This window comes from Marinobacter sp. BSs20148, from assembly GCF_000283275.1.
GTDB lineage: Bacteria > Pseudomonadota > Gammaproteobacteria > Pseudomonadales > Oleiphilaceae > Marinobacter > Marinobacter psychrophilus.
In genome coordinates, this window is record NC_018268.1 from 3,558,335 (window position 1) to 3,572,754 (window position 14,420).

Here is a 14,420-nt window from a genome sequence, read left to right on the forward strand (position 1 = left end):
AATAAATCCTCGCTTTTTTATGCCGCTGCTGTAAGATTTATGTTCACAATAATTCACTCAATATGGGGGTTGCTATGGCCAATATAATTACAGGAAGTTGTTGTTGTGGCGACGTTGCTTTCACACTTGAAGATTACTTTAGTAAATTTTATCTTTGTCATTGTGAACAATGCAGAAAGCTAACTGGTACTGCTCACGCATCCAATCTATTTACGTCACCTGAAAATATTAATTGGATTAATGGGACAGATAAAATAAAACGCTATGATCATCAGGAGCGTTCATTCTCTAAAGCATTTTGTGAAAACTGTGGCTCCGGGTTACCATTTTTTTCGAAAGATGGTAAGTCATTAATAGTGCCAGCAGGTAGTTTAAATGAAGAACCGTCTAAAAAAATAGATGCCCGGATTTTTTGCTCCGAGCAAACTAAATGGTACAAAAGCAGTTTGACAGTAGCCAAGTTTCCGGGTTTTCCAGAGTAAAAACAGTTCTTGAATTCGAAAAAGTAACAAGCGTTTGAAGAGGCTTGTCAAACACGACATCAGTGCTTGTGCTGTTGTCGCCCAACAAAGAGTTCCAGTTCGTTCCGGGCCTGATAGCCCTCCACCGGCCACTCGAGAGTTTCGCATCTCATGCCATTCAACTGTCACGGTGAAAAATGCCGTCAATGAGTGACAGCAGAATCGCTTTGTGTCGTGGAAGGTTAGCCACAGAATCTTCAGCAGCCACAAGGTTTCCATCCAGTCGCATGCTTATGTAACCGTGAATCATTGACCAGATGGCAATTGCGTCTGTCTCAATGTCCACGCGATGCTTTATAGGGTCTTGCCTAAGCAATGAAAGCAGGGCTGAGTAGACGCGTTCCATTTCGCTGGCGACAGCTGGATCGTCTTGATCGATCAGTTGGCGTTGCCATAGTAGTTGATAGCGATTGGGGGTGTCGAAAGCAAACTTGAAACAGGTTTCGGCGAAGGCCTGAATAGCCTGTTCTGGTGTATCCGCTAAATCCGTTATCGCTTCTATGGTTAGATCTGCTAGGTCGGCAAACACTATTGCAGCGATGGCTGTCAGCATTGCTTGCCTGGTTCGAAAATGATTGGCGGGCGCTGAATGGGCCACGCCAGCATTGCGTGCTACGGCGCGAATAGTGACGCCTTCTACTCCTTGAGCGTCGAGCAGTGCTAACCCTCCTCTAAGCAGTTCCATCCTTAGGTCGCCGTGCTTTTGCCCTGCAGTACGTTTTTGTTTCACTTTCAAATTGACACCGTCCATATTGCCCAATAAACTGACACTGTCCATTTTAACACCGGCTTGAAATTTAGCCAGCTGAAGTTAGCCCTTGAGGGGCCAAAGCCTCGAGCTAGACATTCAATTGATTTATTAAAAACAACGAGAAATCCAATGAACTCAAATCACATTATTTGGCCTGTGCTAGCGCAAGTTTTACTGACCCTGACAATGTTCATTGTGCTTGGGGCGAGGAAGGCCAAGGCCGTAAAGACCGGTGAAGTAAATCGGAAACAGGCGGCATTAAACAATCGAGTATGGCCTGAGGATGTGGTCAAGGTCTCCAACAACATTGCCAACCAATTTGAAGTGCCGGTCTTGTTCTACGTGCTCTGCCTGGTGCTCTATAGCATTAATGCTGTCGGCATAGTTGCCATAGTTCTGGCATGGCTGTTCGCGCTGAGTCGATTCGCTCATGCCTATGTGCATATTGGTTCCAATTATGTCCCGACGAGATTACGGCTGTTCATGCTTGGGTGCTTTGTGTTGATTGCGATGCTCCTCCAAACAGCTTGGCAACTAGCGACAGACATAGTAGCGGTATAAGCAGTGCCAGCTGACAGCCAAAGCTGTAAATCTTCGTGTATGGCTGCGCCAGTTTTAAAAAACCACACCGCTTTGCCTGCCTTTACGGCCAGCGTTAGGAGCTAAAATGATATCTAGAATACTCATCACCTTTTGCGTACTTATTTTTGCGGTAGTTATTCCAGTTTTGGAAGTTAATGATTCTCATGTATTTAACTCTAGCTGGCCCGCACATGCCAGATTTCATGAGGTTTGGCAGCTGATAACTAATTGCGGGATTGGTTTGCTTTGCCTCTGGCTGGCTTGGATCAACGATAATATTCGACTGGCAAGTGTTTTAGTTGTCCTAGTGATGGGCGGTGTTTTAGTTGCTCATGGGATTCAAGATTTTTATAGTGGTTCAATATTGTCGGGTAACATGAGCAAAACAATATTAGGCATGGAGCTCGCTGCATTTGCAGCAGGTGTAGCTGTTGCTATAGCTGTTGGGGCAGCAATACTTGCATTGCGCTCAAGTACGTATAGAGAAAAATGATAAAGCATTTTTACGTATTATGTGTAGTAACAACTTTGTGGGCCTGGTTCTTCCTGTGGGGGGGATTTCTTCAAACTCTTATTTGGACTGTAAAGCTATTTACCAATTCCCGGAAATAGATGCAGTTCCGGTGGCGGTCATGACGCGACCCGACCTGCAGTGAAACGTTCTGTTGACCTTCTCGCCTCTAACTTGAACATCCCCAAACAGTATTGTTCATCACTGAATTTCTGACGAAATCCAGGTTAATCGTCTTTAATTTTAACCCGTTTGTTGCGCCTAGTTTAACAAGAAACAATTAGCTTGAACTAAACAGCATCACCGAAGGACAGCGGGCAGCCTGATTCGTCGGCTCGTTCAGTGGCAGATCAATTGGCGTACTCGCAGGCAGCTGGCTCGCCTACCTGATCACATGCTCCGGGATATTGGCATTTCCAGAAGCGATGCTTAACAAGAGGCAAGTAAACCATTTTGGGAAAAGTGAGGCCGCGCGCTGAATTTCTTGGCCGCATCTCCTGTCACGCACCAAAGAGATACATGGTGACGTTGGGGGCTTGGTCGATTCGCCGATTTGGAACCGCGAAGATGCGTAAAGCTGGTCGCCTTCCCCGTGGTGTGGCGGCAAAGGGGCGGCTTGCTTCACACTGCGATTGGTGTGCATGAAGCGAATCCCAAGATGCCTCACGCCGATCGTTTAACCCGTGACCCTGACCCCCAATTAGGTCTAGCCAGAACTGGAATGACAACACACAAGATGTCCAATTTCGGACATCCTAAACCGGACAGAATTAAGTACGTTGCTTACCGATAAGTGCGCGCGTAGAGTACTTATCATGCGCTATTGGGCAACCGTCAAACTGGTTAATTTCAGACAACGATGATCAGACAACGTTGTGCCCGAAACCGACTTAAATGATGCAACTACTGGTTTAAAAAGGGCTTTAAAGAAAAGCCAAAATAGCACCTAATTATATGAACAACCTCGCTTTAACCCAATTGCCACCATCCCAGAACCAAGCAATAATCTGCCCTCGGGAGGTGGAGGTCAGAGGTTCAAATTTTCTTCGCCCGCTGAGCCTAAGACCAACTTTTTTGTGGGTAACTATCTCTTATATACAAATTTAATTGTTAACTATCAGTTTTTTGCCGATGTTATTGGCGTGACGCCGCCTCCACCAACTCCTGAGGCACCGGGATTACACCGGAACTCATAGAACTTTAAAGCCCCGCTAGTCGGGGCTTTTTTCTGTCTGTGTTTTGGGCTTGGAGAAATAGATCTGCCATAAGCTTTCACTCTCAATCACGATAATCCTGACACCAACTCCCTTGAATGCCCTGACAGTCGACGGCTGCACTCTACGCTGGGTTATATCAGCCCGATAGGTTACGAAGCCGCCGTTGTTGAATGGAGAAAAGCCGCTTAACTGGGTTGTCACAAAGTGCTCGACCGCTCCAATCTACCCTTGTTCTGGGGTGCGACGATTTCTCACAGAGGTAACCTCATGTCGAGAAATGTGAGGTTACTGTAGGGTTAAATTCGCTGGCATGGCAGGTCATCTTGGAATGGACAGTCACTATTTTCTTACTCGTTAAGAGCGCGGCTAGGGTATGGTCTTGTTGGGATGTCGCGTCGTCCAACCCTTGATTGGGCTTCTCCACCGCCCCTCAATCGCGCGGCTTGGTGGCCTTGAGTCCGTGACGCTTAAGCTTGCGCACCACGCTGGGCTGGCTAATGCCCAGGCGCTCGGCAATGGCGTAGGTCGTCGGCAAGGTGTCGCACAGGTTGGCCAGTACCTGTCGCTCGGCGCGCGCCAGATAGCCTTTCAAGGTCTCGCCGTCCGCCATGCCGGTCAGCATCGTTTTCTCACTCGCCACGCCCGCAGGCGCAGGCTCATCAGTGATCCCGCACGCCCTTACCGCCGATGCGTCGATCTGATCCCCGGGTGTTAACAACCAGGCCCGCTCCAGCCAGTTTTCCAGCTCGCGCACGTTGCCCGGCCAGTCGCCACCCATAAGCTCGGGCCAGACACTGGCATGCAACAGCTTTTGACGCCCATAACGTTGGTTAAGCTGCGCCAAGCACACCTCGACCAACGCCGGAATGTCCTCACGGCGGTCGCGCAGTGGCGGCAGCGTGATCGGAATCACATTCAAACGATAATACAGATCGAGCCTGAAACCGCCCTCCTCAACCCGACGCGCCAGATCCTGATTACTGGCCACCACCAGCCGGAAATCGACCCGGCGCGGTCGCGTGTCGCCCAGGCGGGTCAGAATTCCGTCCTGGATGACCCTGAGCAGCTTGGTCTGCATCAACAGCGGCAGCTCACCGATTTCGTCGAGAAAGACAGTGCCACCTTCGGCTTGCTCAAGCAGCCCCGCCTTTCCCTGGCGCGCCGCACCACTGAACGCACCAGCCTGATAACCGAACATCTCCGATTCGAACAGATTGTCGGGAATCGCTCCGCAGTTGACCTCAATGAAAGGGCCATCGCCACGTCGGCTCCAGCGATGTAGCTGCCGGGCGAACGCCGTTTTGCCAACGCCGGAATCCCCCAGCATCAGCACGGTGGCATCAGAGGGCGCCACCCGCTTGAGCAGCAGGGCGATTTCCCGCATGACGCCGCTGCGCACGCGCAGCTCGCCCAAGGCATCGTCCAGCGCCTGGTCATCGGCACCTTGCGGCAAACGGTGACGTTTCAGATGCTCGCTGAAGCGTTTCTGCAGCAGCGCATATTCGTCTTGAAGCAGCTGGAGATCTGTGAGGTCCCGCGAACGGCTGACTATTCGCTCGAGACGGCCAGCAACGAACACCGGATACGCTTCGGCAATCACACTCCGCCCGGTACCGGTCACCTGCATCAGCTGCGCCATCTTTCCGGTTCGCATGACTTCCAGGGTAATGGAGGGCTTTAATACGCCACGCGCCTCCAGCTCCTGCACCGTTGTGCCCATCAGCTCTCGACGTGAAAGACCGTAGACCGCAGCGGCGCCAGGGCTTACGTCCAGTATCTGGCCGTCGCCGGCGACGATGAAGAAGTGATCGCTGGCCGTCTCGACGATGGTCTCCAGCACATGCTTGTCGATGTCGCTCACCTGGAGCTCCCTTTCCAATACCATTGATTCATTATGGTATCGATGATTCATTTTCGAATCAAAACTCCGTGCTATTGATTCGTTTATGCATCAATCACGGTGACCATGTGCCTCACAGCGGGCTTCCGCACTTGGCACGAGAACTGCTGAGTTATCGACTACTTAACGATCTATAAGAACAAAATCACGATATCAGGCTGGATATTCAGCCGACTCGATAACAATGCCTCGAAAAGGCTTCAACAAGGAGAGAACATGAGCGATTTCAACCAACCTATGGGTGGCAACGAGATGCCTCGGTTCGGTGGCCCCGCCACTATGATGCGATTGCCAGCGCAGGACACCGCCGAGGGTCTGGATGTTGCCTTCGTCGGCATCCCCATGGATATCGGCACCTCCAACCGTCCGGGAACGCGCCTGGGGCCGCGGCAAATTCGCGATGAGTCGCGCATGCTGCGCCCTTACAATATGGCGACCCGGGCCGCCCCCTTCGACAGCTTGCAGGTCGCCGATATCGGCGACGTGCCGATCAATACCTTTAACCTGCTTAAGAGCGTAGAGATCATCACTGAGTTTTACGACCGGCTGCTGGAACACAACTGTATACCCTTGACCCTGGGCGGCGAGCACACCATCACGCTGCCCATCTTGCGCGCCATCGCCAAGCGTCACGGCCCGGTGGGACTGATTCACATCGATGCCCATGCCGACGTCAACGATCACATGTTCGGCGAGCCGATCGCCCATGGCACTCCCTTCCGTCGTGCGCAAGAAGAGGGGCTGCTCGATGCGCAACGGGTCGTCCAGATTGGCCTTCGTGGCACCGGCTACTCCGCCGATGACTTCGATTGGTGTCGGGAGCAGGGCTTCCGTGTGGTCACCGCCGAGGCTTGCTGGTATCGATCTCTCGCGCCACTAATGGCCGAGGTGCGTGAGCAGATGGGCGATGGCCCAGTCTATATAACCTTCGATATCGATGGGCTCGACCCCTCGGTCGCCCCCGGTACCGGCACGGTGGAGATGGGGGGCCTGACCGCCTCACAAGGGCTCGAAATCGTACGCGGTGCGGCCGGTTTGAACATCGTGGGTGGCGACCTGGTAGAGGTCTCGCCGCCCTATGACACCAGCGGCAATACCGCCCTCATGGGTGCCACCCTGCTCTACGAGATGCTTTGCGTGCTGCCCGGCGTTATGCGCCGCGATTAAGATTCCCGGCCACGCCGATACAACAACGATAATTTAAGCTGAGGTACCGTATGTCATCTTCCCTCGATATGTCCGACAACATAGCGCTTGAGGGCGCCCCTCTATCTCGACATGGACTGATTAAGTTCCTCGTGCCTTCGCTGCTCGGCGTGCTGCTTTTCTTGGTGCCCTTCTCCATGGGCGGTACCATCAACATCGGCATGGGGTTCGCCGCTGACGGCCTCAAGGCCCTACTGGGGGGTGCCCTGCCGGCCATCGCTACGTTAGTCCTATGCCTGTCCGTGGCACTGACCCTGGTGGTCAAGTTTACCCATCCAGGCTGGGCGCGTGAGGGCAAAGTCAAGGAACTGTTCGACGTGGCGCCGCTGTGGATAGTCATGCGGGCGTTGGGTGCCGTCTTCGCGCTGATGATCTATTTCCAGGTCGGACCGGAATTCGTCACCGCTTCTTTTACCGGCGGGGTAATGCTTAACGACCTGGCACCGGTACTGCTGACCTTCTTTTTCTTTGCCGCCATCCTGCTGCCACTTCTGGTCGACTTTGGTTTCATGGAGTTCATCGGCAGCATGGCAAGAAAGCCGTTTCGCCTGATCTTCAACTTGCCGGGGCGCAGTGCCATCGATGCTACTGCCTCGTGGATGGGCTCGGGCACCGTCGGCGTGCTGATCACCACCCAGCAATACGAGAAGGGTTTCTACAACTGTCGCGAGGCGTCGGCCATCGCCACCAACTTCTCCATCGTCTCCATTGCCTTTGCGATCCTGGTGGCTAACTTCATCGGCATCAACCACCTCTTCGTACCTTTCTACTTGACGGTGTTGGTCGCCGGCCTGATAGCTGCGGTGATTGTGCCACGGTTACCACCGCTGTCGCTCAAGCCCAATACCTATTATGAGCCGGTAGGCTGCCGCCTGCAGGAGGAGCCTACCGCCAACCAAGGCTTGCTGCGCTTCAGCCTGGGCATGGCCGTGGCACGCGCGGAGAAGGCCCCTGGTCCGCGGCAGTTGGTGCGCATCGCCCTGTTCAACGTCGCCGATATTTTCTTCGGCCTGCTGCCGCTGGTCATCGCCATTGGTACCTTAGCGCTGATCCTGGCGGAGTTCACGCCGCTGTTCACTTGGCTGTCGATGCCTATCGTGCCGGTACTTCAGTGGATGGGCCTGCCGGAGGCAGAGGCAGCGGCTCCCGCTATCCTGGTAGGCTTCGCAGACATGTTCCTGCCAGCGGTGCTGGGTAGCAACATCGAGAGCGAGCTGACGCGCTTTGTGATCGCCTGCTTGTCGTTGACCCAGCTCGTCTACATGTCAGAAATCGGCGCCCTGCTGCTGAAGTCGAAGATCCCGATGAAACTCTGGGAACTGTTCGCCATCTTCCTGCTACGCACGGCCATTACCCTGCCGATCATCGTCGTCATGGCCCACTGGCTGGTAGGATAAGGAACTCTGACATGACGTGTGCAGATCTGCTGATTCGATTGCTGCGTGATACCTATGGCCTCGACACCGTCTTCGGTATCCCAGGCGTGCACACCATCGAGCTCTACCGCAGTCTGGAGGGGGGCGATGCAGCGGGCATCCGCCACGTCTCTCCGCGCCACGAACAGGGCGCGGGCTTCATGGCTGACGGTTACGCACGCGCCACCGGACGCCCCGGGGTGTGCTTCATTATTACCGGGCCCGGAATGACCAATATTGCCACGGCGATGGGTCAGGCGCTTGCCGACTCCATTCCCATGCTGGTGATCTCCAGCGTCAACCGTCGCGCCACCCTAGGGATGGGTCAGGGACGCCTGCATGAGCTGCCCAGTCAGCAACAACTGATCGCCGGGGTCTCGCGCTTCAGCCACACGCTGCTCGATCCCTGCCAGCTACCCGAAGTGCTGGCCCGGGCCTTTGCAGTGTTTCGCAGCGAGCGACCCGGACCCGTCCATATCGAAATTCCCATCGACCTGTTCGATGCGCCAGTCGCGACACCGAGCCATTGGCTGGCGCCGACGCTGTATCGCCCGGCGCCGGACCCCCAAGGTCTTGCCCAAGCCGTCGAATGGCTAACGGCCGCCGAGCGCCCCTTGGTGCTGCTCGGTGGCGGCTGCGTCGATGCCCCCGACGCGGCGCGCCAACTGGTCGAACGTCTCGACGCGCCGACGGTAACCACGATCAATGCCAAAGGGCTGCTGGGCCAACACCATCCGCTCGACCTGGGCGCCAGCGCCGCCCTGCCGGCGCTACGCGAGCTCGCGGCGAATGCCGATGTGATCCTGGCGGTGGGCACCGAACTCGGCGAGACCGATTACGACGTAGTGTTCGACGAGGGCTTCGCCTTAACCGGCCGGCTGATCCGTATCGACCTGGATGCCCAGCAACTGGTGCGCAACCAAGCCCTGGCGCTAGGCTTGGTGGGCGACGCAGGGCGCAGTCTCGAGCTGCTGGTCGAGCGTCTGCCGCGCCCCATGCAGAAGGGAGGTCGGAAACGCACGGCGCTGGCCCTTGCCAAACTGGACTTGGCCAACGATCCGGCCTTCGCGCCCTTCGTGCCACTCTATGCAGCCCTCGCGACAGCACTGCCAGAGGCCATTCTGGTCGGCGACTCGACGGCCCCGGTGTATGCCGGCAATCACCTGGTCTCGCAGCCGGCGCCAAGGCGCTACTTCAACGCCTCTACTGGCTACGGCACCCTAGGCTACGGCCTTCCTGCCGCGATAGGTGCTCAGCTCGGCCAGCCGGCACTGCCGGTGATCGCACTGGTCGGCGACGGCGGCGTGATGTTCACCCTGCCGGAACTCGCCACCGCCGTGGAAGAGCGCCTGCCGGTGGTCGTCCTGCTGTGGCACAACGCCGGGTACGAGGAGATACGCCGCTTCATGGATGCCCACGGTGTCGAACACCTCGGCGTCGACCTCAAAGCCCCCGACTTTCTGACGCTCGCCCGCGGATTCGGATGTCGGGCGACTCGCGTCGACAGCCCCACCAGCCTCAGCGCCGCACTAGACAGCCGGCCTCTGGACGGCCCGATGCTGATCGAGATCGACGCCCACCGTTGGCAGGTCAACTGATGGGCGTCAGCGCAAGCACGACCATGGGCTTGGACACGGAACTTTTTCCCTTATCGCCCCGAGGCGTTACCGATCACTCACGAGGACAACAGCAATGAGCCATTCCACCTCCCCCTTCGGTCAGGACACCCTTTCCGCCGACCACGTCGAACGCAGCCTGGGCATGCCCGGCACCTTCGCCCTCTGGCTGGGAGCCAACGTCGTGGTGACCACTATTCTGACCGGGATGCTGCTAGCTCCCAACCTAACCTTTCAGCATGCCATGCTGCTGGTCCTGCTTGGCTCTGCCATCGGCATCATCCCTCTAGTTCTGATTGGACTGATGGGCCAGCAAACCGGCATGACCACCATGGTGCTGGCCCGCGGCACCTTCGGACGCTGGGGTGCCGTTTTCCCCGCCTGGGTAAACCTGCTCGCGCTGATCGCCTGGAGCTGGATCCAGGCCCTGCTCGCCGGCATGAGCCTCGATCATGCCGTCTCGACCCTAACGGGATACTCCAACGTCGCCCTGTTCACGGTGATCTGTGAAGGACTCGTCGTACTGATCGCCCTGCGAGGCCATCTCGGCATCGAGAAAGCGGAAAAACTGGCCGCCGTCCTGATGCTGCTGCTGTCCGGTGTCGTGGTCTTCGCCCTGGCGCGCAACTACGACCTGCCCAGCATCACCGAGATGGAAGCCACGGGGGTCCTGGGCGCGGGCGTAATCTTCGATATCATCATCGCCACCGCCTTCTCATGGATTCCGCTGGCCGCAGACTACAATCGCCACTGCCGCTCCCCGCGCGCCGCGGTAATCGGTACCTGGGGCGGCTATGTCGCCGCGACGCTGATTGCCATGGGCCTGGGCGCCACCGTCTCCACACTGTCGGTCTCGATCGGCTTCCCGCAGACTTATGACCCCACCCAGTTACTCAGCAGCTTCGGTTTCGGCCTACCCGCGGCACTGGTGATCTTCTTCTCGGTACTGACCACCAACGTGATGTGCGTCTACAGCGCGACACTGTCATTCATGAGCGTTCGACCCAGCAGCACCTTCTGGAAGCCGGCGCTGATCATCGGCATCGTCTCGGTAATCGGCTCGCTGATCCCGGGCATCCTCGACCAGTTTCAAACCTTCTTGCTGATCATCGGCAGCGTGTTCATCCCGGCCTTCTCGCTGATGATCGTCGACTACTTCCTGATCGATCGTGACCAATACACTGCACGACAGTTGATCGATCAGGCCGACCGGCTCCCCGCCATCAATCCACAGGCACTTGGCTGCTACATCATTGGCGCCGTGCTGGCCTATTACTGGAACTGGGTCGCCCCGCTGAGTGTCGGTGCCTCGCTGCCGGTGTTCGTGCTGACCGGCACCCTTTATTACGTCACTCGCCAGGTGACCCAGCTCCAGCAGAAGGCCAAGGCATGAGTCCGGGACAAGCGAGCCTCCATCGCATCGCGGCGGATCAGTGGTACCGCACACAACGCTTGAACCACGGCATCACCCTGATCGATGAACCATGGATCAAGCCATTCTTCCGCTGCAACCTCTGGCATGTTCGCGGTCGCGAACGCGACCTGCTGGTGGACTTCGGCCTGGGGGCCGTCCCTCTGCGCCGACACGTGGCGCTGCTCGCCGGGCGTGACATCGTGGGCGTGGCGAGCCATACCCACTTCGATCATATCGGCGCCGCCCATGAATTCGGCACTTGTCACGTGCATAGCACCGAGGCCGATATCCTCGCCGCCCCGGACAACGCCAGCACCCTGGCCGAGGTGTTCCTGAATGACGAGATGTTCGACGCCCTGCCGCCGGCGCCCTATGCCCACAGCGGCTACCGCATCGCTGCACCGCCCAAGATCGCCTTGCTCGAGGACGGGGACGAGATCGACCTGGGCGATCGGCGTTTCGAGGTGATTCATACTCCGGGCCACTCGCCCGGCGGGATCGCCCTTTGGGAAGCCGCCAGCGCCACCCTCATCTCTGGCGACCTGATCTACGACGGCCCGCTGATTGAGGATGCCTTCCACAGCAACCTCAAAGACTACGCTACCAGCATGCGGCGGCTGCGCGCCCTGCCAGCTCGAGTAGTCCACGGCGGACACTTCCCGAGTTTCTCCGGCACGCACCTGCACGCCATGATTGACGACTGGCTACGAAATCACGATCTATGACGGAGTGCATCATGCAACGGCTCGACCAGCAGTTCATCAACAACCAATGGGTGACCAGCCAAGGGCAGCGCCGCCTGGCAGTCACCGACCCGTTCCGCGAGAGTGTAATTGCCGAGGTCACCACAGGCGACCCCGCCGACGTGGATGTCGCGGTGGCAGCCGCCCGGCTCGCCCTGCCCGCTTGGCGGCGCCTGAGCGGTACCCGCCGGGCCGACTATCTTGACGGCTTCGCCGGCGCGCTGACGAAACGCCGCGAGGCGCTGATCCGTCTTTCCTCGACCAATAACGGCAAGGCAATAGCGGAAGCGGCGATCGATCTGGACGATGCCATCGCCTGCTATCGCTACTATGCGGGACAGGCGCGGGCGCTGGATGCCCGTCAGGGAGAATCCGTCGCACTGGAGATGAAAGGTGTCGTGGCACGCTGCTATCACGACCCGGTCGGTGTCGTGGGACTGATCACCCCCTGGAACTTTCCGCTGGTGACCAGCGCCTGGAAGCTTGCGCCGGCGCTCGCGGCCGGCTGCACGGTGATACTCAAGCCCTCCGAGGTAACGCCGTTGCCTGAGCAGGTACTGGCCGATATTGCCCTGGACATCGGCTTGCCCGCCGGGGTTCTGAACCTCCTGCATGGCGATGGGCAGGGCATCGGCGCGCCCATCAGCCGCCATCCTGGCATCGACAAGGTCTCGTTCACCGGCAGCAACCGGGTCGGCGAAGCCGTCATGCGAGCGGCAAGCGACACGACCAAGGGCATCTCGCTGGAGCTGGGCGGCAAGTCGCCAATTCTGGTTATGGAAGACGCCGACCCGCAGCAGGCCGCCGACTGGGTGATGGCCGGGATCTATTTCAACTCGGGCCAGATATGCTCGGCAACCTCACGGCTGATCGTGCACGAGACCATCGCCGACGCGCTTTATGCCGCACTGGCCGAGCGCATCGACGCCATCAGGCTCGGTGACCCGCTTTCCCCGACGACCGACATGGGACCCTTGACCAGCGCCCACCAGCGTGACGGCGTGCAGCGCTACCTCGACATCGCCGCCGCCGAGCAGCTCGTCGCGGTACGTGATGCTTGTCATCGGGAGCTGCCCAAGCAGGGCTACTTCCTGGCCCCGACGCTTTATCGCGACGTACCGGTGACGAGCCGACTGTGGCGCGAAGAGATCTTCGGGCCTGTACTCTGCGGCCGCAGCGTGGCCAGCGAAGAAGAGGCCATCGAGCTGGCCAATGATAGCGACTTCGGCCTGGTTGCTACCGTGATCAGCGGCGACAGCGAACGCGCCCAACGAATCGGCCGTGAAATACAAGCCGGCAGCATCTGGTTCAATAGCGAACAACTGGTGCTGTCAGAGACCGGCTGGGGCGGCTTCAAGCGCAGCGGTATCGGCCGAGAGCTTGGGCCCTGGGGGCTTGCAGCCTACCTGGAGGTCAAGCACATCATCGGCCCTGCTACCTAATTTACTGGAGCAAACATCAGCGCGATGGTCGTAAAACCATCAAAAGCTGAAGTTCGCCGTGAAGATCAGACTCGGGCAGAAACGACCTCGTTGCTGGTGCTGTCAAAAAAGTTCGAAGTCTTGTACGGCCAGAACCCGGACGACTCTATTCTGAGTCAGCAGCGTTGTTTACTACTTCCAGCGCGATTTCAATTATATCGTGGCGCCAGAACTCCTGATCGAACTCAACGACCTGATCATTTTGATCATAACTGGTTCGGGTAAGAAACAGTCCTGGCGCACCCGCAACCACATTAAGTTCTGCAGCCTGATCACCATTCAACGGTGCTGGGTACATATTCACCCGTGTCCTGCTGATACGAATGCCATAGTGTTCGCGAAGAAGTGCAGTCAATGAGCAATCCAGAGGCAACTCCAGTAAACCCGGACATAATTTTGCATTAATATGAATGTGCTCCACCAAGACTGCACGTCCATCAATCATCCTGCATCGACGAAGCAAGTGCACCGGGGCCCCGAGCTCAACACCCATCGTGCGATTTGTCCAAACAGACGCTACCAATTCACTCTTTGAAAGAATTATCGTCTCCGGCACGTGGCCCTGAGCACGAACGTTATCCATGAAACTGATATTTTTGGACGGATCATAAAAAAGTCTTGGCGGTGAAACATACCAGCCGCGACGAATTAACCGATATATTAGGCCCTCTGACTCAAGCTGCATTAAAGCCTGGCGCACGGTTACTCGGTTAAGATCATAAGCTTTACTGAGTTCTCGCTCTGACGGCAACTTCGCATGGTGTTGCAGCACCGATCTTTCAATATCGCCTGCCAGCTTATCCCTGAGCCTCAGATAAAACGGTATATGGAGATCTTTCATGCGGAGTATACCTGTGATTATAATCAGTATTCGGCGAAATTATACGTAGCGATCCGTACTTAAGCAACGCACTGAGCCATTAGCTTGCCATGATATTCCACTAAGTCCAGGGCATTAAAAACAGCCCTGCTGGCTACTCAAAAATTCGAATAAAAAACGTCATTAGCGCAGATTTTCAGCTTGCAAGAGATTCTGGTCTACACCATAATTATGTTACAGCGT

General features: G+C 56.7%; 13 protein-coding genes. 10 read left to right on the top strand and 3 right to left on the bottom strand.

Annotated elements, in window-relative coordinates:
- The first annotated feature begins 74 nt into the window (after positions 1 to 74).
- Entirely contained in the window at positions 75 to 482 is a 408-nt protein-coding gene (locus MRBBS_RS19220) for a GFA family protein (RefSeq protein ID WP_083847080.1), read from the top strand.
- Between the two features lie 157 nt (positions 483 to 639).
- On the opposite strand, the gene MRBBS_RS16255 is transcribed toward MRBBS_RS19220, so the two are convergent.
- On the bottom strand, positions 640 to 1,299 hold the full coding sequence (locus MRBBS_RS16255; RefSeq protein ID WP_014872679.1) for a TetR/AcrR family transcriptional regulator: 660 nt from the start codon (positions 1,297 to 1,299) through the stop codon (positions 640 to 642).
- Between the two features lie 102 nt (positions 1,300 to 1,401).
- Here MRBBS_RS16255 and MRBBS_RS16260 point away from each other — a divergent pair, with 102 nt between their 5' ends.
- From MRBBS_RS16260 to MRBBS_RS19225, 3 genes are all read left to right on the top strand, one after another.
- Complete coding sequence (locus MRBBS_RS16260) at positions 1,402 to 1,833, top strand: MAPEG family protein (RefSeq protein ID WP_041635348.1); 432 nt, start codon at positions 1,402 to 1,404, stop codon at positions 1,831 to 1,833.
- A gap of 106 nt (positions 1,834 to 1,939) precedes the next feature.
- Positions 1,940 to 2,347, top strand: a complete 408-nt coding sequence (locus tag MRBBS_RS16265) for a hypothetical protein (protein WP_041635349.1) — start codon at positions 1,940 to 1,942, stop codon at positions 2,345 to 2,347.
- Positions 2,348 to 2,690: 343 nt separating this feature from the next.
- A complete protein-coding gene (locus MRBBS_RS19225) occupies positions 2,691 to 2,798 on the top strand; it encodes a DUF1127 domain-containing protein (RefSeq protein WP_227497687.1) in 108 nt (35 codons plus the stop codon).
- Between the two features lie 1,214 nt (positions 2,799 to 4,012).
- Here MRBBS_RS19225 and MRBBS_RS16270 read toward each other — a convergent pair.
- The gene (locus MRBBS_RS16270; protein WP_041635685.1) at positions 4,013 to 5,443 is read right to left on the bottom strand and encodes a sigma-54 interaction domain-containing protein; all 1,431 of its coding nucleotides are present in this window, start codon (positions 5,441 to 5,443) and stop codon (positions 4,013 to 4,015) included.
- A 255-nt stretch (positions 5,444 to 5,698) separates the two neighbouring features.
- Here MRBBS_RS16270 and speB point away from each other — a divergent pair, with 255 nt between their 5' ends.
- The 6 genes from speB to MRBBS_RS16300 all read left to right on the top strand — a co-directional run bounded on the left by speB (position 5,699) and on the right by MRBBS_RS16300 (position 13,318).
- Positions 5,699 to 6,649 carry an agmatinase gene (gene speB / locus MRBBS_RS16275; RefSeq protein ID WP_014872681.1) on the top strand — a complete coding sequence of 317 codons (951 nt, stop codon included), beginning with the start codon at positions 5,699 to 5,701 and terminating at the stop codon, positions 6,647 to 6,649.
- A gap of 50 nt (positions 6,650 to 6,699) precedes the next feature.
- Complete coding sequence (locus MRBBS_RS16280) at positions 6,700 to 8,085, top strand: YjiH family protein (RefSeq protein ID WP_041635350.1); 1,386 nt, start codon at positions 6,700 to 6,702, stop codon at positions 8,083 to 8,085.
- 11 nt (positions 8,086 to 8,096) lie between these two features.
- Positions 8,097 to 9,701: a 5-guanidino-2-oxopentanoate decarboxylase gene (locus MRBBS_RS16285; protein ID WP_014872683.1), complete on the top strand. Its 1,605-nt coding sequence runs from the start codon at positions 8,097 to 8,099 to the stop codon at positions 9,699 to 9,701.
- A gap of 94 nt (positions 9,702 to 9,795) precedes the next feature.
- The gene (locus MRBBS_RS16290; RefSeq protein ID WP_014872685.1) at positions 9,796 to 11,112 is read left to right on the top strand and encodes a purine-cytosine permease family protein; all 1,317 of its coding nucleotides are present in this window, start codon (positions 9,796 to 9,798) and stop codon (positions 11,110 to 11,112) included.
- Complete coding sequence (locus MRBBS_RS16295; RefSeq protein ID WP_014872686.1) at positions 11,109 to 11,858, top strand: MBL fold metallo-hydrolase; 750 nt, start codon at positions 11,109 to 11,111, stop codon at positions 11,856 to 11,858. Before MRBBS_RS16290 ends, MRBBS_RS16295 begins: the two co-directional genes overlap by 4 nt.
- 11 nt (positions 11,859 to 11,869) lie before the next feature.
- A complete protein-coding gene (locus tag MRBBS_RS16300) occupies positions 11,870 to 13,318 on the top strand; it encodes an aldehyde dehydrogenase family protein (RefSeq protein WP_014872687.1) in 1,449 nt (482 codons plus the stop codon).
- Between the two features lie 145 nt (positions 13,319 to 13,463).
- Here MRBBS_RS16300 and MRBBS_RS16305 read toward each other — a convergent pair whose 3' ends face one another.
- Positions 13,464 to 14,198, bottom strand: a complete 735-nt coding sequence (locus tag MRBBS_RS16305; RefSeq protein ID WP_041635351.1) for a UTRA domain-containing protein — start codon at positions 14,196 to 14,198, stop codon at positions 13,464 to 13,466.
- Positions 14,199 to 14,420 lie beyond the last annotated feature (222 nt).

Bases quoted from the DNA above. Each gene is read 5' to 3' on its own strand.
- MRBBS_RS19220 (WP_083847080.1), top strand. From the start codon at position 75: ATGGCCAATATAATTACAGGAAGTTGTTGTTGTGGCGACGTTGCTTTC.
- MRBBS_RS16255 (WP_014872679.1), bottom strand. From the start codon at position 1,299: ATGGACAGTGTCAGTTTATTGGGCAATATGGACGGTGTCAATTTGAAA.
- MRBBS_RS16260 (WP_041635348.1), top strand. From the start codon at position 1,402: ATGAACTCAAATCACATTATTTGGCCTGTGCTAGCGCAAGTTTTACTG.
- MRBBS_RS16265 (WP_041635349.1), top strand. From the start codon at position 1,940: ATGATATCTAGAATACTCATCACCTTTTGCGTACTTATTTTTGCGGTA.
- speB (WP_014872681.1), top strand. From the start codon at position 5,699: ATGAGCGATTTCAACCAACCTATGGGTGGCAACGAGATGCCTCGGTTC.
- MRBBS_RS16280 (WP_041635350.1), top strand. From the start codon at position 6,700: ATGTCATCTTCCCTCGATATGTCCGACAACATAGCGCTTGAGGGCGCC.
- MRBBS_RS16285 (WP_014872683.1), top strand. From the start codon at position 8,097: ATGACGTGTGCAGATCTGCTGATTCGATTGCTGCGTGATACCTATGGC.
- MRBBS_RS16290 (WP_014872685.1), top strand. From the start codon at position 9,796: ATGAGCCATTCCACCTCCCCCTTCGGTCAGGACACCCTTTCCGCCGAC.
- MRBBS_RS16295 (WP_014872686.1), top strand. From the start codon at position 11,109: ATGAGTCCGGGACAAGCGAGCCTCCATCGCATCGCGGCGGATCAGTGG.
- MRBBS_RS16300 (WP_014872687.1), top strand. From the start codon at position 11,870: ATGCAACGGCTCGACCAGCAGTTCATCAACAACCAATGGGTGACCAGC.
- MRBBS_RS16305 (WP_041635351.1), bottom strand. From the start codon at position 14,198: ATGAAAGATCTCCATATACCGTTTTATCTGAGGCTCAGGGATAAGCTG.